Origin of the sequence: Mesorhizobium sp. M0590, from assembly GCF_040320905.1 — a bacterium.
Lineage (GTDB): Bacteria > Pseudomonadota > Alphaproteobacteria > Rhizobiales > Rhizobiaceae > Mesorhizobium.
Map to the genome: position 1 here is coordinate 22,681 of NZ_JAMYQN010000007.1, position 22,516 is coordinate 45,196.

19 protein-coding genes are annotated in these 22,516 nt (G+C 63.2%); 9 read left to right on the forward strand and 10 right to left on the reverse strand.

Annotated features, from left to right (window positions below; translation table 11 throughout):
- The first annotated feature begins 31 nt into the window (after positions 1 to 31).
- Positions 32 to 625 (forward strand): histidine phosphatase family protein, encoded by a 594-nt coding sequence (locus tag NKI52_RS13640; protein ID WP_031211060.1) that lies wholly within the window; start codon positions 32 to 34, stop codon positions 623 to 625.
- A gap of 4 nt (positions 626 to 629) precedes the next feature.
- Here the strand turns inward: NKI52_RS13640 and NKI52_RS13645 are convergent, their stop codons facing one another.
- From NKI52_RS13645 to NKI52_RS13655, 3 genes are all read right to left on the reverse strand, one after another.
- Positions 630 to 1,109, reverse strand: a complete 480-nt coding sequence (locus NKI52_RS13645; RefSeq protein ID WP_352678169.1) for a DUF2938 domain-containing protein — start codon at positions 1,107 to 1,109, stop codon at positions 630 to 632.
- A gap of 148 nt (positions 1,110 to 1,257) precedes the next feature.
- A complete protein-coding gene (locus NKI52_RS13650; RefSeq protein WP_352622961.1) occupies positions 1,258 to 1,758 on the reverse strand; it encodes a peroxiredoxin in 501 nt (166 codons plus the stop codon).
- An 81-nt stretch (positions 1,759 to 1,839) separates the two neighbouring features.
- Positions 1,840 to 2,646, reverse strand: coding sequence for a protein-disulfide reductase DsbD domain-containing protein (locus tag NKI52_RS13655; RefSeq protein ID WP_023674146.1), 807 nt, complete (start codon positions 2,644 to 2,646; stop codon positions 1,840 to 1,842).
- 147 nt (positions 2,647 to 2,793) lie between these two features.
- Here NKI52_RS13655 and NKI52_RS13660 point away from each other — a divergent pair, with 147 nt between their 5' ends.
- Positions 2,794 to 3,402, forward strand: a complete 609-nt coding sequence (locus tag NKI52_RS13660; protein WP_031211061.1) for a YqgE/AlgH family protein — start codon at positions 2,794 to 2,796, stop codon at positions 3,400 to 3,402.
- 24 nt (positions 3,403 to 3,426) lie between these two features.
- Here the strand turns inward: NKI52_RS13660 and NKI52_RS13665 are convergent, their stop codons facing one another.
- From NKI52_RS13665 to thrC, 4 genes are read right to left on the reverse strand one after another with little or no spacing between them, the layout of a single operon-like run.
- Complete coding sequence (locus NKI52_RS13665) at positions 3,427 to 6,315, reverse strand: EAL domain-containing protein (protein ID WP_023674148.1); 2,889 nt, start codon at positions 6,313 to 6,315, stop codon at positions 3,427 to 3,429.
- A 2-nt stretch (positions 6,316 to 6,317) separates the two neighbouring features.
- Complete coding sequence (locus NKI52_RS13670) at positions 6,318 to 6,914, reverse strand: GNAT family N-acetyltransferase (protein WP_023674149.1); 597 nt, start codon at positions 6,912 to 6,914, stop codon at positions 6,318 to 6,320.
- A 15-nt stretch (positions 6,915 to 6,929) separates the two neighbouring features.
- Positions 6,930 to 8,222 carry a M16 family metallopeptidase gene (locus NKI52_RS13675; protein ID WP_023674150.1) on the reverse strand — a complete coding sequence of 431 codons (1,293 nt, stop codon included), beginning with the start codon at positions 8,220 to 8,222 and terminating at the stop codon, positions 6,930 to 6,932.
- Positions 8,223 to 8,236: 14 nt separating this feature from the next.
- A complete protein-coding gene (gene thrC / locus NKI52_RS13680) occupies positions 8,237 to 9,634 on the reverse strand; it encodes a threonine synthase (RefSeq protein WP_352698273.1) in 1,398 nt (465 codons plus the stop codon).
- A 128-nt stretch (positions 9,635 to 9,762) separates the two neighbouring features.
- Between thrC and NKI52_RS13685 the strand changes: the two genes are divergently transcribed.
- A complete protein-coding gene (locus tag NKI52_RS13685; RefSeq protein WP_023674152.1) occupies positions 9,763 to 10,461 on the forward strand; it encodes a hypothetical protein in 699 nt (232 codons plus the stop codon).
- A 38-nt stretch (positions 10,462 to 10,499) separates the two neighbouring features.
- On the opposite strand, the gene NKI52_RS13690 is transcribed toward NKI52_RS13685, so the two are convergent.
- Complete coding sequence (locus tag NKI52_RS13690) at positions 10,500 to 11,189, reverse strand: HAD family hydrolase (protein ID WP_023674153.1); 690 nt, start codon at positions 11,187 to 11,189, stop codon at positions 10,500 to 10,502.
- 179 nt (positions 11,190 to 11,368) lie between these two features.
- Here NKI52_RS13690 and NKI52_RS13695 point away from each other — a divergent pair, with 179 nt between their 5' ends.
- Positions 11,369 to 12,502: a site-specific DNA-methyltransferase gene (locus NKI52_RS13695; protein ID WP_352698275.1), complete on the forward strand. Its 1,134-nt coding sequence runs from the start codon at positions 11,369 to 11,371 to the stop codon at positions 12,500 to 12,502.
- Positions 12,503 to 12,567: 65 nt separating this feature from the next.
- Here NKI52_RS13695 and NKI52_RS13700 read toward each other — a convergent pair whose 3' ends face one another.
- On the reverse strand, positions 12,568 to 13,179 hold the full coding sequence (locus tag NKI52_RS13700; RefSeq protein WP_023674155.1) for an HAD family hydrolase: 612 nt from the start codon (positions 13,177 to 13,179) through the stop codon (positions 12,568 to 12,570).
- 11 nt (positions 13,180 to 13,190) lie between these two features.
- On the reverse strand, positions 13,191 to 14,303 hold the full coding sequence (mutY, locus tag NKI52_RS13705; protein WP_352698277.1) for an A/G-specific adenine glycosylase: 1,113 nt from the start codon (positions 14,301 to 14,303) through the stop codon (positions 13,191 to 13,193).
- Between the two features lie 49 nt (positions 14,304 to 14,352).
- On the opposite strand from mutY, the gene NKI52_RS13710 reads away from it, so the two are divergent.
- The 5 genes from NKI52_RS13710 (at position 14,353) to asnB (ending at position 22,509) form a co-directional block, all read left to right on the forward strand.
- Positions 14,353 to 14,853 carry a DUF721 domain-containing protein gene (locus NKI52_RS13710; protein ID WP_352593401.1) on the forward strand — a complete coding sequence of 167 codons (501 nt, stop codon included), beginning with the start codon at positions 14,353 to 14,355 and terminating at the stop codon, positions 14,851 to 14,853.
- 129 nt (positions 14,854 to 14,982) lie between these two features.
- Positions 14,983 to 15,729: a DsbA family protein gene (locus NKI52_RS13715; RefSeq protein ID WP_352593404.1), complete on the forward strand. Its 747-nt coding sequence runs from the start codon at positions 14,983 to 14,985 to the stop codon at positions 15,727 to 15,729.
- A gap of 117 nt (positions 15,730 to 15,846) precedes the next feature.
- Positions 15,847 to 19,305: a chromosome segregation protein SMC gene (gene smc / locus NKI52_RS13720; RefSeq protein WP_352698279.1), complete on the forward strand. Its 3,459-nt coding sequence runs from the start codon at positions 15,847 to 15,849 to the stop codon at positions 19,303 to 19,305.
- A 109-nt stretch (positions 19,306 to 19,414) separates the two neighbouring features.
- Entirely contained in the window at positions 19,415 to 20,386 is a 972-nt protein-coding gene (locus NKI52_RS13725; protein ID WP_352455763.1) for an NAD-dependent epimerase/dehydratase family protein, read from the forward strand.
- A 185-nt stretch (positions 20,387 to 20,571) separates the two neighbouring features.
- On the forward strand, positions 20,572 to 22,509 hold the full coding sequence (asnB, locus tag NKI52_RS13730; protein ID WP_352698282.1) for an asparagine synthase (glutamine-hydrolyzing): 1,938 nt from the start codon (positions 20,572 to 20,574) through the stop codon (positions 22,507 to 22,509).
- Positions 22,510 to 22,516: the final 7 nt, after the last annotated feature.

The window sequence follows — 22,516 nt, forward strand, 5'->3', positions numbered from 1 at the left end:
GGGTCCGCTCTCTGGCAGGAAAGCTCTTATCATGCCGATTGCATACTACATCACGCATCCCCAGGTTCAGGTCGATGCCAACGTTCCAGTGCCGGAGTGGGGACTGTCCGACATCGGGCGAGCGAGAACATCTGCAATGCTCGATCAGCCGTGGGTTGGGTCGATCCGGCGGATCGTGTCGTCGGGTGAACGCAAGGCGATAGAAACCGCCGAGATACTCGGAAGGCATCTCCGCCTTGCAGTCGAGGTGAGGGAACGGATGCATGAGAATGACCGATCGGCAACCGGTTTCCTGCCGCCATCGGAGTTCGAAGCGGTCGCCGACCAATTCTTCGCCAATCCAAACAGCAGCATTCGTGGATGGGAGCCAGCTATCGAAGCCCAGCGTCGTATTCTAAGCGAGGTAGACACTGTGCTACGCACCGACGCCGCCGTCGACGTTGCTTTCATAGGTCACGGAGGTGTCGGAACGCTCCTGCTGCTCTCTTTGAGCGGTCGGGAAATCAGCCGCGAGGCGGATCAGCCAGCGGGCGGTGGGAACTACTTCGCATACGATATCAGCGCGCGTCGCGTTATCCATGGATGGCAGCCGATCGACAGGCCGACGCAGCGCCGCGACAGTTAATTACCTATCGGATCAGCAGGGCGGTGCCGAACAGTCCGATTGCGAACACCGTGTGCGACACAAGATTGAGGGCGCGGACCTGCATCGGATTGGGCCGCTTCGAAGCGGCCCAGCCGGCGCCCATGCCGGGCGCCAGCAGAAACCAGCCGGCGCCGACGGTGACCATGCTGATGATAAAGGCCGGCAGGAAGGTCGGCGCGGTGAGCCAGGCCGTTCCGGCCAGCACGACCAGTATGAAGCCGTAGACGATGCCGACAGCATAATGAAAGGCCCAGCCAAGTACTGATTCATGCGGGTAGGGCGAGGCCTTGCCAATGTCGTCATGGAAGACCTTGCCTTCCCTGAGATGCCAGACCCAGCGGCCGACCAGCCCCCAGTTCGGCCGCGGTTGAGCAAACACCTTGCTCAGGAAAATCGCCCAGACATCCATAAGCGCGGTTGCGCCGATGCCGATCGCGACGCTGCGCCAGACGATGTCAGACATAATCGAGGTCCCCAAAAGCAAACAGTCCCGAAGGGCCGACGCATGGTCCCGAAAACCGGGTCGGCTTTCGGAAGGATCATACGCCGATGCAAAAGTCAGCGTCCTTTGGACGTTGAGCGCTCGAAGGCGCCCCTTTGCCGTGCCTGGCCTAGGCTGTCGCCAGGACGGAAAGCTGCCCGAGAATGTGAGCAGCGCCGGATTCGTCGACGCCGGGCTTTGTCTCGACATTGAGTGCAGTGACCTTGCCGTCATCGACGATCATCGAAAAACGCCTCGAGCGCAGCCCCATGCCGCCGCCGGAGAGGTCGGCGTCGAGGCCGACCGATTTGGCGAAATCGCCATTGCCATCGGCAAGATAAAGGATTTTGCCTTCACCGCCGCTGAAGCGGGCCCAAGCCCCCATGACGTGAACATCGTTGACCGAGACAACGGCGATAGTGTCGACGCCGCGCGCCAGGATGGCGTCGTAATTGTCCAGGTAGCCGGGCAGATGATTGTTGCTGCAGGTCGGCGTGAAGGCGCCTGGAACGCCAAACAGCACGACCTTCTTTCCTGAGAATATCTCGCCCGTCGTGATCGGCCTTGCACCGTCGGCGGTCATTGTCTTGAAGGTCGCATCGGGCAGTTTGTCGCCAACGGAGATCGTCATGATGGTCCTCGCTTGGAAATGGAAGGGAGCTCCTTGCGATAGCGAATTAAGGCGCGCCCGGCAACCGTCCAGACGTTGGCATCACGGGAATGGCAACAGGCCTTCGACCGCGCCTGCGGCACTTGTCAGTGTGTAGTGCAGGCCGCCATCGGTTGGCGTTGTCGACGGCCTGTCGAGGATCGGTACAGTAAAGATCAGCTTGCCATCCTTTTCGCTGCGTGCCGGGGCACCGAACATGTAGTCGCGTTCGCCGGCAACGAAGAAGTCGGCGCCCTCGGGGCTGCCCGGAAAGCTCGCTTCGACAATCAGCGTTTCGTGGTCGCCCGGCAGTACGTTTATGCCGAAATCGGGCGTTGCCGTGGCGGGCAGGGTTGCAAGGCCCGCCTTGACCAGTGCCGCATCCTCGGCGTTGTCGGGATCGGCGCCGGGATCGACGGTCAGCCTTGTCTGCACCGGGATGCAGATGGTTTCGCAAATGCCGAGGAAGATGTCCGCATCGATGACGGCCGGTTGGCCGGGCGCGGCAAGCGTGAACGTCACCGGCAACGAAACCGGGTGGTCGTAGCCGGCCCATTTGCCATAGCCGTCATCGTGGCGCTGCGGCGGCGGAAACGAAAGCGTCGCGTCGGCAATGTTGGTGCTGGCCGAGACGTCGATCTGTGGCGGCACGCCCGCATCGCCCGGATCGCGCCAATAGGTTTTCCAGCCGGGCTTCAGCGCAATGTCGAGGACGCCCTGGAGACGTCCGGCCTCGTCGGCTTTGCCGCTTGTTACCAGCCGCACCCTGCCGCCTTCGCTGTTGTACCAGGCCGACGAGGAGGCTGAGGCGGGGAAGCCGGTCGCCGATCCAATGGCCACACCAAGCAGCAGGATTTTCAAGCTTTGCATGGCGATGATTTGATCGTCCGTTGATGGCCGCGCAATGATTTCATGACGCCGCCGGCATCATATTTGCGTGACCTTCGGCTTTTGAGCCTGATCAAATCGGGCGCCGCCCATCTTTTCGACGCCCCGGAAACGCGTTACGCTGTGGCCATGGATTTGTTGCGCCATAAAAGGACGGCCGCAGGACCCGGCTTTCTCGACGATCAGTTCCTGATTGCCATGCCCGGCATGAAGGACGACCGCTTCACGCGCTCCGTCATCTACATTTGCGCGCACAGCGACGAAGGCGCGATGGGGCTGATCATCAACCAGACGCAGCAGATGCTGTTTCCGGACCTGCTCGTGCAACTTGGCATCATGAACGAGCTGGAGGCAATTCGCCTGCCGCCGCCGGCGCGCGACTTCGTCGTGCGCAATGGCGGACCGGTGGATCGCAGCCGCGGCTTCGTTCTGCATTCGGGCGACTACCGGGTGGAATCCTCGCTCGCCGTGTCCGATGATGTCTGTCTCACCGCGACCGTCGACATATTGCGCGCCATCTCCTCCGGCCGCGGACCCCGGCGGGCTCTGATGGCGCTCGGCTATGCCGGCTGGGGTGCAGGCCAGCTTGAAAACGAGATCGTCGAGAATGGCTGGCTGACTTGCCCGGCAAGTGCCGAGCTTCTGTTCGACGCCGACATCGATCGCAAATATGACCGGATCCTCGCCTCGATCGGCATCGATCTCGCGCATCTCAGCCTGGCTGCCGGTCACGCCTGAGCCTCATCACGTCCCCGAAACTTGTCACGCTTGAGTGAGCGGATACTGTTCCTTCAGCGTCTTCAGCACCTGGTCGCCCGGCATCGGCGCGCCGAACATGAAGCTCTGCACGTATTCGCAGCCCATCTGCCGCAACTCCAGCGCATCGCTCTCGTCCGAAATGCCTTCGGCGACAACCGACAGGCCGAGTTCATGCGCCATGTTGACCATGGATTTGAGCAGCACCGCACGTTTCGGCGTCGCGTCGTCGACGAAGCTCTTGTCGATCTTGATAGTGTCGAACGGAAAGCGCGTCAGATAGGCCAGCGATGAATAGCCGGTGCCGAAATCATCCAGCGACAGGCCGATGCCAAGCTGCTTCAACTTGGTCAGCACATGGGCGGTCTGCTCGGGATTGTCCATCACCAGCGATTCGGTGAGTTCGAGCCGGAAGCAGCGCGGTTTCAGGTTGGCTCGCGCGATCACCGAGCGGACGTCGCTGACCAGGTCGCGGCGGATGAGCTGGCGGCTGGACAGATTGACCGAGACCGACAGCGGCGCATCGCCGATCTGCTTTTGCCATCCCGCCAGGTCTTCGGCAGCCTGCTGCATGGCAAACAGCCCAAGCTGCACGATCAGGCCGCAGTTTTCGGCAACCGGAATGAAATCCGCCGGCGGGATCATGCCGCGCCGCGGATGGTCCCAGCGCAGCAGCGCTTCGAAGCCTGCGACGCTGCCGTCCTCCAGCCGCACGATCGGCTGGTAGGCAAGCGTGAATTCGCGTCGTTCGATGGCGCGGCGCAGATCGGACTCGAACTGCAGCCGGTCGGTGCCGACGGTGCGGAAGGCGGGACGGAACGGCTCGATCCGGTCGCCGCCGAAGCGCTTGGCCTGATGCATGGCAAGCTCGGCATCCTTGACCATGTCCTCGGCCGAGGTCTGCGTGGCGGTCCAGGTGATCAGCCCGATCGAGGCCGTCAGCACGATCTCGCGCTTGGCGAAGGTGATCGGGTTGTTGATGGCGTGCTTGATGGCATCGGCAATGGCCGCGATGCGGGCCGGATCCTGCTCCGACAAAAGCATCAGCGCGAACTGGTCGCCGGCAAAGCGCGACAGCGAATCCTTCGGCTTGAGCAGTCGGTGCAGCCGCCGCGCGATAGTCAAAAGGATGGTATCGCCGGCCGAGATGCCGAGCCCGTCATTGACCTGCTTGAACCGGTCTATGTCGATGACGAAGACGGTCGGGCGCACCTTCTCTTCGGTGCGGGCAATCGAAATGATCGCCTCCAGCCGGTTCATGAACAGCTCGCGGTTGGGCAGGCCGGTCAGATTGTCGTGCACGGCGTCATGCAGCAGCCGTTCCTCGGATTTCTTCTGCTCCGTCACGTCGACCATGGTGCCGACGCAGCGGATGACCTCGCCGTCCGAGCCGATCACCGGCCGGGCGCGCAACGAAAACCAGTGATAGTGCCCGTCGGCGCCGCGCAGGCGAAAGTTTTGCGACACCCGGCCGCGCCGGTGCTCGAGCACCACGTCGAGTGTCGTGCGAAACGTGTCGCGGTCGTCGGCATGCAGCACCGGCAGCCAGTTGCGGGCAGGGCCGCCGAGGCTGTTGGGGGCAAGACCGAGCTGAATGCTGACGTCGGGACGAGTGACGACGCGGTCGCGCAGCACGTCCCAGTCCCACACAGTATCGCCCGATCCGGCAACCGCCAGCGCCTGCCGCTCAAGGTCGGAGAACAGGCCCTGATGCAGCGCGCCGCCGGCAAAAGCGTGCTGCATCACGGTGAAGCCGATCAGCAGGATGATGAGGATCAGCCCACCGCCCAGCGCCGGCTGAGCGATATCGTTGTCCAGCATGCCGGTGATTGCCATCCACGATCCGCATAGCCACAGCAGAACCATCACCCAACTGGGCACCAGCATGATGGCGCGGTCGTAACCGCGGATACCGAGGAAGATGATCAGGCCGAGCCCGGTCAGCGCGGTGGCGGCGAAGGACAGCCTGGCAATGCCGGCGGCAACCGCCGGATCGATGATGGCGACACCGGCGATCAGCACCAGCCCGAGAATCCAGACCAGTGCGCCGTAGCTGAAATGGCCGTGCCACCGGTTGAGGTTGAGATAGGCAAACAGGAACACCACGAAGGTCGCCGCGAGCGCCACCTCCGTTCCGGCGCGCCACATCTGCTCATTGCCCGGTGAGATCTCTATGATCTTGTTGAGAAAGCCGAAATCGACGCAGATATAGGCAAGCACCGCCCAGGCTAGGGCCGCCGTTGCCGGGAACATCGAGGTCCCCTTGACGACGAAAAGAATGGTCAGGAACAGCGCCAGCAGGCCGGCGATGCCGATGACGATGCCACGAAACAGCGTGTAGGAATTGACCGAGTCCTTGTAGGATTCAGGATCCCACAGATAGACCTGCGGCAGCTTGGGCGAGGCGAGCTCGGCGATGAAGGTAATCACCGTTCCGGGGTTCAACGTCACCCGGAACACGTCGGCGTCGGGGCTGGTCTGACGGTCGAGCGCAAAGCCTTCGCTGGGCGTGATCGCAGCGATACGGGTCGAGCCGAGATCCGGCCAGAACAGGCCGGAATTCACCAGCCGGAAATGCGGTGCGACAATCAGCCTGTCGAGCTGCTGGTCGGTGGTATTAGCGAGCGCGAACACCGCCCAGTCACCGGTCGAGCGCGCATCATTTGCCTCGACCTCGATGCGCCGCACGATGCCGTCCGGGCCTGGCGCGGTCGACACCTGAAAATTCTCGCCCTGGTTCCGGTAGATCGAGACGGCCCCCGAAAGATCGAGCGCAACGTCGTCGCGGGCGATCTTGATCGGTTCTACGGCAAACGCCGAGGATGCCGCGCAGAGCGTGACGATTGCCGCCAGCATAAAGGCAAGCAGCGACCCCTTGCGCAGAAAATTCGTCAAAATCAGTCCTTTGTTCCAACGCCCGGCGGATCGTCCGCGATTCGGGCGTATAGGTAATGGTCCTGCCAGATGCCGTTGATCCTGAGATAGGATCGTAGCAGTCCTTCGCGCCGGAATCCGGCTTTTTCAAGCACGCGGATCGACCGGGCGTTGTCGGGAATACAGGCAGCTTCGATCCGGTGCAATCGCAGCGTTTCGAAGGCGAAACGCGTCACCACCTTGACGGCATCGGTCATCAGGCCGCGTCCGCTGAAGCGCTCGCCGATCCAGTAGCCGATATGGCCGCTTTGGGCGACCCCGTGGCGGATATTGCCGAGGGTGATACCGCCGGCCAGCCTGCCGCTGCTTTTCTCGAAGATGAAGAAGGCGATCGCCGTCCCCTGCGCGTAGTCCTCGCGGTAGCGCCCGATACGATGCCGCCACGCCGTGCGGTCGAGTTCGTCAGGGGTCCATCGCGGCTCCCACGGCTCAAGAAAAGCGCGGCTTTCACTGCGCAGCACCGACCACTCGCGATAGTCGTTGGTCAGCGGTACGCGCAGCGTGACAAGCTCGCCCTTCAGTGCCGGCAGGTCGCGGCGAAAGAAAGGGAGCGCGAACACGACGCTCGAATAGGCTTAGACGGCAAGCTTACGGGCAGTGGTCTGCGTGCCCGAAAGCGAATCGAGGATTGCCTCATAGGGCGCGAGCGTACCCACCGGCCCGACGGCTGTAAGCGTCGGCTTGGTCGAAAAAAGCCGGGACGACAGATCCGTCAGCCGCTCGACAGTCAACGCCGCCAGCCGCTCCATCAGCTCTTCCTTGGCGATCGGCCTGCCGAACAGAAGCAACTGCCTGGCGATCTGGGAGGCGCGGCTGGCCGGGCTCTCGGCCGACATGATCAGCCCGGCGCGGTATTGGGCACGCGCCCGGTCAAGCTCCTCCTGCAGGATGTTTTCACCGGCCTTTTGCAGCTCGTCGATGATCACAGGCACCAGCTCGGCAATATCGCTTTGTCCGGTCGCCGCATGGACCCCGAAGACGCCGGTGTCGGAAAAACCCCAATGGAAGGCATAGACCGAATAGCACAGGCCGCGTTTTTCGCGGACTTCCTGGAAAAGTCGCGACGACATGCCGCCGCCCAGGATCATCGACAGGACCTGGGAGGCATAGAAATCGCGGACGTGATAGGCGCGGCCCTCGAAACCCAGCACGATCTGGGCGTCCATCAGGTCGCGGTCCTCGCGAAAATCGCCGCCGACATACTGCGCATATTGCGGGATGGTGCCGTCGGCCTTGCCGCGGAAGCTGCCGAGACGCTTTTCGACTTCCCGCACGAAATCGTCGTGCTTGATATCGCCGGCCGCCACCATCACCATGTTCTCGGCACCGTACTGTCGTTCGATGAAGTCGTGCAGCTGCTTCGAAGTGAAGGATTTGACGGTTTCCGGCGTGCCAAGAATCGAGCGGCCGATAGTCTGGTGGCGGAAGGCGGTCTCGGTAAAGTGATCGAAAACGACGTCGTCGGGCGTATCGTGCGCGGCGCCGATCTCCTGCAGAATCACATGCTGCTCTCGTTCCAACTCCTGCGGATCGAATTCGGATTCCTGCAGGATGTCGGAAAGGATATCGACGGCCAGCGGCACGTCGTCGCTCAGAACCCTTGCATAATAGGAGGTCGTCTCGACGCTGGTGGCGGCATTGATCTCGCCGCCGACGTCCTCGATCTCCGAGGCAATCTCGAAGGCGCTTCGCCGCCTGGTGCCCTTGAAAGCCATGTGCTCGAGCAAGTGCGCCATTCCGTGCTCTTCGTCACGCTCGTTGCGTGCGCCCGACTTGACCCAGGCGCCAAGGGCAACAGATTCGAGGCTTGGAAGGGTTTCGGTGGCGACTGTCAGGCCGTTCGACAGACGGCTTACCTCAACACCCATATGGCAATTACTCCCTAACGCGCCGCCCGCGTGTGGCGGCCGAGATAATCTTCCACCATTTTCAGGTCGGATGGAAGTACCGTGTATTTTTCCTCGGCGCTCATCAACCCGCCTAGCCATGCAGGCAGGGCAGGCGACACGCCGCTGGCGGCTTCGACGGCGGCGGGAAACTTTGCCGGGTGCGCAGTGCCCAGCACCACCATCGGCACCTCACCCGCAGCCTTGCCGGCGGCCACATGCACGGCCGCGGCCGTATGCGGGTCGAGCAGATAGCCGCTCGCCGCAAGTGTGGTGCGGATGGTGGCGGCGACCTCGTCCATGGTGGCGCGGCCGGCGTCGAATTCGGAGCGGATCCTGGCGATTTCCCCGGCCTCGATGGTGAAGGCGCCGGACTGCTTGAGCCCGTCCATGTAGCGCCGCACGGTCGAGGCATCGCGGCCGGACGCCTCGAACAGCAAGCGTTCGAAGTTCGAAGACACTTGGATGTCCATCGAGGGCGACGTGGTCGAAAAGACCCCCTTCATGCGGTATTCGCCGGTCGCCAGCGTGCGCGCCAGAATATCGTTGTCGTTGGTGGCGATGATCAGCCGTTCGATCGGCAGCCCCATCTTCTTGGCGGCATAGCCGGCGAAGATGTCGCCGAAATTGCCGGTCGGCACGGTGAAGGAAACCGGCCTGTCGGGCGCGCCGAGCGACAGGCCGGACGAGAAATAATAGACGATCTGGGCCATGATGCGGGCCCAGTTGATCGAGTTGACGCCGGACAGCGATACCCGGTCGCGAAAACCGTGGTCGTTGAACATGGCCTTTACCAGGCCCTGGCAGTCGTCGAAATTGCCTTCGATCGCCAACGCATGGACGTTTGCGGCGGTCGAGGTCGTCATCTGCCGCTGCTGTACCGGCGAGACGCGGCCGTGCGGGAAAAGCACGAAGATGTCGGTGCGGTTGCGCCCGGCAAAGGCATCGATGGCGGCCCCTCCGGTGTCGCCGGAGGTGGCACCGACAATGGTGGCGCGCTGGTCGCGCTCGGCCAGCACATGGTCCATCAGCCGCGCAAGAAGCTGCATCGCCACGTCCTTGAACGCGAGCGTCGGGCCGTGGAACAGCTCGAGCACGAAGCTGTTCGGCCCGGTCTGCACGAGCGGGCAGACGGCCTCATGGCGGAAGGTCGCATAGGCTTCGCGCACCAGCCGTTCGAACACCGGCGCCGCGATCTCGCCGCCGAGGAACGGCGACAGCACACGGATGGCAAGATCGGGATAGCCAAGGCCGCGCATGGCGCGGATCTCGGCTGCGGAAAAATGCGGCCAGGCGCTCGGCAGGTAGAGCCCGCCGTCGCGCGCCAGTCCGGCCAGCACCGCGTCGGAAAATCCAAGCGCGGGCGCTTCCCCGCGGGTACTCACATATTGCATCGTCACGTTTCCATTGCTGCCGGGAATTTTCGCCCGCCGCGAGGTGGTGGATTTCTGCGCAGGCTCAGTCGCATTTTTGCCGCGCGGTTGATATACGTCACCGGCTTTGCGAGAGGGAAGTGCAGTTCATGGCGTTTCATTCATTCAACGGTCGTTTTGTCGCGGGTCTGGCGCTCGCCGGCTTTATGCTTGCCGCCGCAGGTTGCCAATCGAGCGACAATGGAATTCTCGGCTTCGGCAAAAAGGATACGACACCGCCACCGCCACCCGATCCCAAGGTGCTTTCCAGCCAGCTGCAGGCCTATTGCCCGAAAGTGACGTTGCGTGACGGCACTGCCTTCTTCAATACCTACGCCAAGAGCGGTCCGAAGCCGAAGAAAAAAACCGATGTTGCCGCCGAGGAAGCCGCCCAGCCGGCAGCGGACGCGGCTGGCGCCGATCAGCCGGACGATTCCGCCAAGATCATCTATCAGGCTTCGATCACCGATGTGACCCGCGACTGCAGCCGCGCCAACGGCTCCTTGTCGATGAAGATAGCCGTCGCCGGCAAGGTCGTGCCTGGCCCGATGTTCACCCCCGGCACCATCACCATGCCGATCCGCATCGCGGTGATGCACGGCACCGAAGTTCTCTATTCGCAGCTTCACTCCTATCAGGTCCAGGTTACCGATCCTTCGAGTGCCACGCAGTTCGTCTTCACCGATTCCAACGTCGTCGTTCCGGAGCCGACGGCGAAGGACTACCAGGCATATGCCGGGTATGACGAGGGCGCTCCGAAAGTAGCGACAGACAAGCCGAGGAAGAAGAAAGCCGCCGCGACCAACTGAGCCGCTGCATTCGCGCCACGGCGGTTGGAGGCGGCCTCTCAGGCGTCCGCCGACCATTCCGACAGCGCGGCGATCACGCTTTTCAGTTCCGCCCAGCGGCGGATGACCGTTTCCGCGCCGGCCTCGGTCAGCGCATCGGCGTGGCCGGGATAGCTGTGCGCCGCGCCGGTGAAGCCGATGACGCGCATTCCCGCCGTCTTGGCGCCGGTGACGCCATGCACCGAATCCTCGATGACAAAGGTGTTCGCAGGATCGGCCTTGAGCTTTTCCGCGGCGAACCGAAACACGTCCGGCGCCGGCTTGGATTTCCCGGTCGGGGTTTCCAGCGAGGAAAAGATACGGCCGGCAAAGAACGGCAAAAGCTGCACCTTCTCCAGCATGAATTCGATTCGCTCCGAACGCGAATTCGAACAGACGCAGCGCGGCACTGCTACCGCGGCGACAGCCTCGTGCGCCCCGTCGATGGCACGCACGTCGCTGCGCAGCCGACGATCGACCAGCTGTTCCTCCTTGTCGATCAGCGAGGCCTGGAACGGGATCCGGGACTTTTCCTCGACCCGCATCATGATGTCCTTGAAAGTCAACCCGGCATAGACCTCGGAAATCTCCTCGGCCGATATCTCGTAGCCGGCCGAGGTCAACAGCTCGGCATCGATCCGCGCGGCGATGATTTCGGAATCGACGAGCACGCCGTCGCAATCGAAGATGACAAGGTCTGGCTGAGGCATGGTGATCCGGAAAGCGGGATGAGGGGAATGCCGAGGCCCTTTGGTCCAAACGGCTCAGGCGGCGCGGCATACACCAACAGGCCGTGCTTCGCAAATTCGGCGGGCTGCTTCACTGAATATTTACGCTGATCGGTAACCATAACGGACAGTAAACAGTAACGCGTGCCTTGGGTGTCACAATGTCTGCCGTGCGTCTTCTCGACGAGCTTTCCGATGCTCCCCAGCAATCCGAGTGGCTGGATACGATCCTGAAGGGCGACTGCGTCGCCGCGCTCGAACGGCTGCCGGAAAAGTCGATCGATGTGATCTTCGCCGATCCGCCCTATAATTTGCAGCTCGATGGCGATCTGCACCGGCCCGACCAATCCAAGGTCGATGCCGTCGACGACCATTGGGACCAGTTCGACAGTTTTGAGGCCTACGACGCCTTCACCCGCGCCTGGCTGCTGGCGGCGCGCCGTGTGTTGAAGCCCAACGGCACGATCTGGGTTATCGGCTCCTACCACAATATTTTCAGGGTCGGGGCAAAGATGCAGGACCTGGGCTTCTGGATCCTCAACGACGTCGTCTGGCGCAAGACCAATCCAATGCCCAATTTCCGTGGCCGCCGTTTCCAGAACGCGCATGAGACGATGATCTGGGCATCGCGCGACCAGAAGGGCAAGGGCTACACTTTCAACTACGAGGCGCTGAAGGCATCGAACGACGACGTCCAGATGCGCTCGGACTGGCTGTTTCCGATCTGCACCGGCGGCGAGCGCCTGAAGAACGACAATGGTGACAAATTGCATCCGACGCAGAAGCCGGAAGCGTTGCTTGCCCGCATCATGACGGCATCGACCAGGCCGGGCGACATCGTGCTCGACCCGTTCTTCGGTTCAGGAACCACCGGGGCTGTGGCCAAGCGGCTTGGCCGCCACTTCGTCGGCATCGAGCGCGAACAAACCTATATCGATGCCGCCATGGAACGTATCGATGCGGTCCGGCCGCTGGAAGGCGCCAATTTGACGGTACTGACCGGCAAGCGGGCTGAGCCGCGCGTCGCATTCGTCACCCTTCTCGACAATGGCTTGGTGGCGCCAGGCGCCACGCTCTACGACGCCAAGAAGCGCTGGGCGGCAAAAGTGCGCGCCGACGGCACGCTGGCGATCGGCAACAGTGCCGGGTCGATCCACAAGATCGGCGCCGAGGTGCAGGGGCTGGACGCCTGCAACGGATGGACCTTCTGGCATTATGAGCGCAGCGGCGGCCTGACCCCGATCGACGAGCTTCGCCGCATCGCCCGCCTGGGCATGGAGCGGGCGGGCGCCTGATGGCTTCCGAGTTGCGACAGATCGGTTAATGCGAAGGCTCAACCAACTCCTGGAACCGATTCAAATCACACTTTGATCCCAAGACGCTCAAGGTCCGCCCTGAGCGTCTTTGCATCGGTGAACAGCACCGACTGCCAGCCCGCCGCCTTGGCGCCGTCGACGTTCTTCTGGCTGTCGTCGATGAACAGCGTCGCTGACGGTTCGAGGCTGAACGCGGCGACGTGGTGGTCATAGATGGCGCGATCCGGCTTGATCTGGCGGATGTCGCCGGAAACGGTGACGCCGCGCGGCCGATTGAGGAAATCGAAGCGCTCGCGGGCCTCGGCGAGCGTATCCGCAGCGAAATTGGTGAGCATCGTCACGTCATGGCCGCTGTCGATCAGGCCGATCATGATGGCGACGCTGTCCTCGTAGGCGTGAGGCACCATCTCGTGCCAGTGCCGGCGGAAATTGCGGATATTTTCGGCGTGCTCGGGATATTGCGCGATCGCCAGCGCTTCGGCCTCTTCCCAACTGCGGCCGCGATCCTGCTCGATGTTCCAATCATGCGTGCAGACATTGTCGAAGAACCATTTCCGTTCGTCGGGATCGGGGATCAAGCGACTGAAGGGCAGGTCCGGATCATAGTGGATCAGCACTTTGCCGATGTCGAAAACGATGTGGCGGATTTCAGTCATTCTTCTCTCTTTCAACGCGGCCGCTGCTTTTTCGTCGCGCCCGGTATCGCCGCTTCGATTACCTTTTTCATGACGCTCGGCAGCGCTTCCCCGGAAATTTCGTGCGCCAGCGACCAGAAATGCCCTGCCGGGGCGGCGCTGTCGGTCTCCGCCTTGAACACGTCGAGTTCGAGCGCGAAGTGGGTGAAGACATGGCCAATGCGTCCGGCCCGCCGCCAGTCGCCGGAGAACGGGGCTGCCGCATCGGTGGTGGCGCCGTCGATCCGCGCGGTCCAGCTGGTCGTGGGCACTTCGGTCATGCCGCCGAGCAGGCCTTTATCCGCGCGCTTGCGCAAAAGGATGGCGCCGTCGCCCCTGACGGCAACGAAAGCGGCGCCGCGGCGCAAGGGTTTTTCGGCCTTGGGCAGGCGGACCGGAAAGCGTTCGGGGTCGCCTGAGGTGGTCGCGCTGCAATCCTGCCGTACCGGGCAAAGCATGCAGCCGGGCCGGCGCGGCGTGCAGATCGTCGCGCCCAGGTCCATCATCGCCTGGGCGAAGTCACCCGGCCTTGTCCGGGGAACCATGCGCTCGACATGGCCGCGTATCTCGCCCTTGGCCTCGCCCAGCGGCGTGGCGATCGAAAACAGCCGTGAGACGACCCGCTCGACATTGCCGTCGACGACGGCGGCGGGCCGGTCGAAAGCGATCGCCGCGACTGCCGCCGCCGTGTAGGCGCCGATCCCGGGCAGTTCCTTCAAACCGGTCTCGCTGTCCGGAAAGCGACCGCCTTGCCGCGCGACGAGATCGGCACAGGCTTTGAGGTTGCGGGCGCGAGAATAATAGCCGAGCCCGGCCCAGGCCTTCATGATGTCTTCGGTCGGTGCCGCCGCCAGTGCTTCGACCGTCGGCCATTTCTGCGCGAAAGCCCGGAAATAGGATTTTACCGCCTCGACCGTGGTTTGCTGCAGCATTACCTCGGAAAGCCAGACCAGATAGGGATCGGGCCGCGCGCCGCCTGCCAGCGCGCGCGGCGGAACGCGCCAGGGCAGGTCGCGGTGATGCGCGTCGTACCAGCCAAGCAGCCGGAACGCGATCTCGCCATCGTCTCCGGATACGGCCTTGCGGGTCTGGTCGTGCAGTGCCATTGATCGAGGATCGGCCCTAATCCACTGGTGCTGAAGCTGGAGAACGCACATGGCAGGGAAAAGGCCCTTCGGCAATCCCGTTCCGGTGAGCGATCTCGCAACCGAGATACTCGACCCGGTGCTGCGCAAGCGGGCCGGCATGTCGATCGGGCTGGTCCAGTCGTGGGAAGAGATTGCCGGGCCGCGGCTTGCCGGCCGCTCGCGCCCGGAAAAGATCCAGTGGCCGCGCCGCATGCATGAGGACGATCCGTTCGAGCCGGCGGTGCTGGTCATTGCCTGCGAGGGTGTGGCGGCACTGCATCTGCAGCACGAGACCGGCGAGATCATCAACCGGGTCAATGCGTTTCTCGGTTTCAATGCGATCGGCCGGATCAGGATCGTGCAGAAGCCGGTAATGACGGGCCGGGAAAAGCCGAAACCCAGTTTGCGGCCGCTGACCGTGGCCGAGAAGGCGAAGCTGTCAGGCGCGGTCGGTTTGATCGAGGACGACGGGCTGCGCGCCTCGCTGGAGCGGCTTGGCGCCACCATTCTCGGCCAAAAGAAGCCGTGATCTCGCGCTATCGTGATGGCATGCTCGAACTTGGCGATTGGAATAGGGACGGCAATGCCTTAATTCGCGCCAACTCTCGCTTTTTGTAGCCTTTGCATTGCAAAATCCAACTATTGCCAGGTGATTCGTATGATCCGCTCCTTGTCCCGCAGAAACCTCTTGTCTTCGCTGGCCGCCATACCAGCGGTGGCTCTGCTTGCCGCATGCAGCGACTCGGGCGAGAAAGCCGAGGCGCAGGATGTGACGCCTGCGGCCCCCGCCGATTCGACGAAACCCGCCGACCCTGCGAAGCCGGCCGCTCCAGCCGCCGCCAAGGCGCCGGAAGCTCAGGGTACGGTGGACATGGCGGCCTTGTTGAAGCCGGGCGCGCTGCCCGACATGCAGCTCGGCAAGGACGACGCAAAGGTCACCATCGTCGAATATGCCTCGATGACCTGCCCGCACTGCGCGCATTTCGCCGAAACCACTTTTCCGGAGCTGAAGACGAAATATATCGACACCGGCAAGGCCCGCTACATCCTGCGCGAATTTCCGTTCGATCCCAGCGCCGAAGCCGGTTTCATGCTGGCGCGCTGCTCCAAGGACAATTATTTCCCGATGGTCGACGTGCTGTTCAGGCAGCAGGCGAACTGGGTTGGTGTGAACAATACCAAGGACGCACTGCTGCAAATCGCCAAGCTTGCCGGTTTTACACAGGAGTCCTTCGAGGCCTGCTTGACGGATCAGAAACTTCTGGACGATGTGAGATCCGTCCAGAAGCGCGGCGCCGACGAATTCAAGGTCGATTCCACACCGACCTTTTTCATCAACGGAAAGACCTACAAAGGGGCGATGTCGATTGCGGAAATGTCGGCCATCATCGACCCTCTGCTCTGACGTTTCGGCGACGCCGAAGCCGCTGCGCTTCGGCGTGCGCGGCTTTTTGTTGTGCCGCGGGTTCTTGTCGCAAAGCCGCGGAAGACTTTTGCGGAACTTGGCTATGGGCCGGCGCGAATGAAGTTCTCGCGCCTTCGCCTCCTCGGCTTCAAATCCTTCGTCGAACCCGGCGAGTTCGTCATCGAACGCGGCCTGACCGGCATCGTTGGGCCGAACGGCTGCGGCAAATCGAACCTGGTCGAGGCGCTGCGCTGGGTTATGGGCGAAAGCTCCTACAAGAACATGCGTGCGTCCGGTATGGACGACGTGATCTTTTCCGGTTCGGGAACGCGTCCGGCCCGCAACACCGCCGAAGTCACGCTCTTCCTCGACAATAGCGACCGCACCGCGCCGTCCGCTTTCAACGACGCCGATGAATTGCAGGTCTCGCGCCGCATCGAGCGCGAGGCCGGCTCGCTCTACCGCATCAACGGCAAGGAAGCCCGCGCCAAGGACGTGCAGCTGCTGTTCGCTGACCAGTCGACCGGCGCCCGCTCGCCCTCGATGGTCGGCCAGGGCCGCATCGGCGAGCTGATCCAGGCAAAGCCGCAGGCGCGCCGCGCGCTGCTGGAAGAGGCGGCCGGAATTTCCGGCCTGCATACGCGCCGCCACGAAGCCGAGCTGCGGCTGAAGGCGGCGGAACAGAACCTCGAAAGGCTGGACGACGTCGTCGGCGAGCTGGAAAGCCAGATCGAAAGCCTGAAACGCCAGGCCCGCCAGGCCTCGCGCTTCAAGAACCTGTCGGCCGACATCCGCAAGGCCGAAGCGACGCTGCTGCATCTGCGCTGGACGCTGGCCAAGACGCAGGAAGGCGAAGCGCGTTCGGCGCTGGCGATTGCCACCGCGCTGGTCGGCGACCGTGCCGCCGCCCAGATGGCTGCCGCCAGGGAACAAGGCATCAACGCCCACCGGCTGCCGGACCTGCGCGATGCGGAAGCCGCTGCCGCCGCCGCCTTCCAGCGTCTATCGATCGCCAAGGCGCAGATCGAGGAAGAGGCAGGCCGCATCCGCGCCCGCCAGGCTGAGCTCGACCGCCGACTGCAACAGCTCGATGGCGACCTTGCCCGCGAGGAGCGCATGGTCCGCGACAATGCGGATATCCTCGAACGCCTCGCCGCCGAAGAAGCCGCGCTCAACGCCGAAAACGCCGGCGCCGCCGAGCGCGAGGCCAGCACCCGCGCGGCTTTCGAGCAGGCGGCATCGACACTTGCCTCGAGCGAGGCCAGGCTCGCCGCGCTGACCGCCGAACGGGCGGAGGTTGCCGCCTCGCGCAACCAGATCGAACGGACGCTGCGCGACACCGCTGAGCGCCGCGACCGCTTTGCCCGCCAGCTTGCCGATGTCGACCGCGAACTGTCGGAGATCGTCTCCAGGGTCGCCGGCCTGCCCGATCCCGCCGAGAAGCGGCTGCTGGTCGATCAGGCGCTGGCGCTGCTCGAAGAGGCTGAGGCAGCCGCCATTGCCGCCGAACAGGCGGTCGCCGAGGCGCGTGCAGGCGAAAGTGCTGCCCGCCCACCGGTTCAGGACGCAAAGGCCGAGCTGGCGCGGATCGAAACCGAGGCCCGCACGCTGGCCAAGATCCTCAACGCCGCCAGCGGCGATCTATTTCCCTCGGTGCTGGAGCAGATCAGCGTCGAGCGTGGCTACGAGACGGCGCTGGGTGCCGCGCTTGGCGAAGATCTCGACGTGCCGCTCGACCGCAGTGCGCCGGTACATTGGGGCCAGAGCGAAATCCAGCCTGCCGACGCCGCATTGCCCGAAGGCATAAGGAGCCTCGCCAGCGTTGTGCGTGCGCCGGCACAGCTGGCCCGCAGGCTGGCCCAGATCGGCATTGTCGAAGCCGCCGACGGAAGACGGCTGCAGACGCTGCTTGCTCCCGGTCAACGGCTGGTCAGCCGCGAAGGCGCGCTCTGGCGTTGGGACGGCTTCACCGCCAGCGCCGATGCCCCGACCGCCGCCGCGCAGCGGCTGGCGCAGAAAAACCGGCTGGCCGAGCTCGATGCCGAAGCAGTCCATGCCACGCGCACCCTGCGCGAAGCTGAACAAGCCCTTGCCCAGGCCGAACAGGCGCTTGCCCAGGCGAGCGAGGCCGAACGCAACGCCCGACAGGCCGGGCGCGACGCCCAGCACGGGCTCGACGCTGCCCGCAATACGCTGGCCGAGGCCGAAAAAGCCGGCGGCGAGCTGTCGAGCCGGCGTGCAGCACTTGACGAGGCGCGCGCACGCATTGTCGACAGCCATGAGGAAACGGCGGCGGCATTCGTCGAGGCGGAAATGCTGCTGCAGGACGCGCCCGATCTCGGCGATCTGCAATTGCAGCTCGAGCAGTCGGCCGCCAACGTCGCCCGCGACCGCGCCGCCCTTGCCGATGCGCGTGCCGTTCACGAGGGCCTGAGGCGGGAAGCCGAGGCACGTGCGCGCCGGCTCGACGCCATCGGCTTTGAACGGCGCAACTGGGTCGAGCGCGCCGAAAACGCCTCGACGCAGATCGCGGCGCTCGGCGAACGCAAAGCAGAGGCCGAGGCCGAGCGCGAGCAACTGGCCGACGCCCCCGACGAGATCGACGCCAAGCGGCGCGCCCTGCTGTCGCAGCTCGCCGAGGCCGAAAGCCTGCGCAAGGCAGCGGGCGACCGCTTGCAGGAAGCGGAGAACCGGCAGTCCGAGCTGGACAAGGCTGCGACTGCTGCCATCCAGTCGCTGGCCGAGGCGCGCGAATCCCGCGTTCGCGCCGAAGAGCGGCTGACCGCCGCCGACGAGCGTCGGCTGGAAGTCGAGGCGCGCATCCAGGAAACGCTGAACACGCCGCCGCATCTGGTGATCCGCCACACCGGCCTCGAATCCGACAGCCCGATGCCCGAAATGGCCGAGATCGAGCGTCAGCTCGACCGGCTGAAGGTCGAACGCGAACGGCTCGGTGCCGTCAATCTGCGCGCCGAGGAGGAGCAGAAGGAACTGTCGGACCGGCTGGAGACCATCGTCTCCGAGCGCGACGACATCATCGAGGCGATCCGCAAGCTGCGGCAGGCGATCCATAGCCTGAACCGCGAAGGCCGCGAGCGGCTGCTCGCCGCCTTCGAGGTGGTCAACGGCCATTTTCAACGGTTGTTTTCGCATCTGTTCGGCGGCGGCACCGCCGAGCTGCAACTGATCGAGTCCGACGATCCGCTCGAAGCGGGGCTCGAGATCCTGGCGCGCCCGCCCGGCAAGAAGCCGCAGACGATGACGCTGCTGTCCGGCGGCGAGCAGGCGTTGACGGCGATGTCGCTGATCTTCGCCGTGTTCCTGACCAACCCGGCGCCGATCTGCGTGCTCGACGAAGTCGACGCGCCGCTCGACGACCACAATGTCGAGCGTTTCTGCAATCTGATGGACGAAATGGCCGCAACGACCGAAACGCGCTTCGTCATCATCACACACAACCCGATCACCATGGCGCGCATGGACCGGCTGTTTGGGGTGACCATGGCCGAACAAGGCGTCAGCCAACTGGTGTCGGTTGACCTGCAGGCGGCCGAAGCCATGCGCGAGGCAAGCTGACGCATCAGCTTAATGGTGGTCTCCACCTCGGCTTTCGACTATAGCACGACAAAATGGGCCGGATCTGCCGCTCCAGATACCGGCCCGGCTATGCGCGTGGAGAAGCTTGTTGCCTATACTTGTCACCGGAGCCGCGGGATTCATTGGCAGCCACGTTTGCCACCATCTGCTCGACCGGGGAGAAGCGGTCGTCGGCGTCGACAACATGAACGACTATTACGACCTGGCGCTCAAAAAGGGGCGGCTTGCCCGCCTTCTGCCCCATAAGGATTTTTCGTTCCACCAGATCGATATTGCCGAACAGGGCGCGCTTGCAGCCGCTTTGGCCGGGCAAGGCATCGTTAGGATCGTGCACCTTGCCGCGCAGGCGGGCGTGCGCCACTCACTCGACAATCCGCGGCTCTATATCCGCTCCAATGTCATGGGCCACCTCGAAGTGCTCGAATTCTGTCGCGCCGAACCGGCATTCGAGCATCTGGTCTATGCCTCGTCGAGCTCGGTGTATGGCGGCAACCGCAGCGTGCCGTTCAGCGAAGCCGATCAGGTCGACAAGCCCGTTTCGCTTTACGCTGCCACCAAGAAAACCGATGAGTTGATGAGCCACACCTACGCCCATCTGTTCGGCATACCGCAGACCGGCCTGCGGTTTTTCACGGTCTACGGTCCCTGGGGCCGTCCCGACATGGCCTATTGGATGTTCACCCAGGCGATGCTCGAGGGCAAACCGATCCGGGTCTTCAACAATGGCGAAATGTGGCGCGATTTCACCTACATAGACGATGTTGTGAAGGCGGTTGTCGCCGTGCTCGACAAGCCGCCGGCGGCTGACGTTCCGCCGAACAGGCTCTACAATGTCGGCAACAACCGGCCGGTGCGTCTGGGCGACTTCATCGACATTCTGGAAAGGCTGCTCGAGGTCAAGGCAATCCGCCACAACGAGCCGATGCAGGCGAGCGACGTCGAGAAGACTTACGCCGACATGACCGCGCTGGAGCGGAATTTCGGCTTCAGGCCTAGCGTTTCGATAGAGGACGGGCTGAAGAAGTTTGTTGACTGGTACCGGCCGTACTCGAAGCAGTGATTTGCATCGCTCGCCGTGACGCCTTCAAGCGTGACACCTGGAGTGGGGCGCAAGTCGGTCCGCAAAAGCATCGTTTTGTCCTAACATCCTGTTAACCACATGCTTGCTGAAAAGTATCCGATTAACCTTTGAGGCGCTTATGACCGCTATGTTTCGTGGCTTGCTGTTCAGTATGAGCTGTGTGGATGTGCGGATTCGGGGGCTATTTCGGTTCAGTCCGGGATGCGGAAGCTTTGCTTGCGCGCCTGACGTCTGCGATCGCCCATCGCGGGCCGGATGAACAAGGGAAATTCGTAGCGCCCGAGGCTGGACTTGGGCATGCGCGGCTGTCGGTGATTGGAATTGGTGATGGCCAGCAGCCGATGTCCGACGAAACCGGCAATTTGACGATTGCGTTCAACGGCGAGATCTTCAACTACGTGGAATTGCGCGAAGGGCTGCTGGCCAAGGGCCGACGCTTCCGCACATCGAGCGATACCGAAGTTCTCCTGCAGCTGTATGACGAGATGGGCGAAGACTGCCTGTCGCTCCTGAACGGTGATTTCGCCTTCGCGATTTGGGATAACCGGCGGCGGCGGATGGTGCTTGCAAGAGACCGCATGGGTGTTCGGCCGCTGTTCTACACCAGCAAGGACGGGGTGCTCTACTTTGCGTCGGAGATAAAGGCCCTGCTGAAGGTACGCGGCGTCTCGGCCGAAATCGATCCGATTGCACTCGACCAGATCTTTACGCTGTGGGCGCCGATCGCTCCACGCACGGCTTTCCGCAACATCCACGAGCTGGAGCCGGCAAGCGTGATGATCGCGACACAGGGGCAAGTCACGGTCAAACCATATTGGCACCTAGACTATCCGTATCCGGATACGCCATCGAAGATCACCAATGAGGACGACGCGGCCGAGGAACTGCAGGCCCTGTTGACCGACGCGGTGAGGCTTCGCATGCGCGCCGACGTGCCGGTCGGTTCTTACCTTTCGGGCGGGCTCGATTCATCCCTCGTTTCGGCACTCGCGGCCGGCATGACTCCTCTTAAGCTGCAGACATTTTCCGTGACGTTCGACAGCGCCGAGCATGACGAAAGCGCCTTCCAGACCGAAATGGCGTCAGCACTTGGCACGCGCCATCGAACCGTTGCGTGTCGTGCCGGCGATATCGCCGGTGTGTTTCCCGAAGTCATCCGCTTTACCGAGCGGCCGATCATCCGCACCGCCCCGGCCCCCCTCTATCAATTGTCTGGCCTCGTTCGCCAGGCCGGTTTGAAAGTGGTGCTGACAGGCGAAGGCGCCGACGAGGTCTTTGCCGGTTATGATGTCTTCAAGGAAGCGCGGGTTCGCCGTTTCTGCGCGCGACAGCCGGCATCGCGCATAAGGCCACAACTGTTCCGCAAGCTTTATCCCTATCTGCCGGGCCTGCAACAGCAGTCCGTGGAGTACCTGGCTGCGTTCTTCGGAACCGGCAGCGCTGCGCTGGACGATCCGCTGTTCTCGCATCGGCCGCGTTTCAAGACCACATCAGCGGCGAAGATGTTCTTTTCCGGTGACCTGCGCGCGACATTGAAGGGGTATGACGCAGCCGAGGACCTGGCCAGCCGGTTGCCTGAGGCATTTTCCCGGTGGCATCCGCTGCATCAGGCGCAATATCTCGAAACCCGCTTTCTCCTGCCAGGCTACATCCTCTCCAGCCAGGGCGATCGCATGGCCATGGCGCACGGTATCGAAGGGCGTTTCCCCTTCCTTGACCATCGCTTGGTAGAGTTTGCGGCCAGACTTCCGCCGGAGATGAAGCTGAAGGGACTGGTGGAAAAACACATATTGCGCCAAGCTGCCAAGCACCTGCTTCCGACGGCCATCCGCGAGCGCACCAAACAGCCTTACCGGGCACCGGAAGCCCGCTCCTTCGTTGGAGCGGGAGAACTGGACTACGTACGCGACTCACTGAGCGAGGCGAGCATCGCCGCCGGAGGACTATTCAACGCCAAGGCGGTGGCGAACCTGCACGAGAAATGCCGCTTGCAGCCAGCGTCCGGATTCCGCGACAATGCGGCTTTCGTCGGCATTTTGTCGACGCAACTGTGGCAGAAGATTTTCACTGGCGAAAAGGTCGGTGCAGCACGAGCGGCCTGAGAAATCG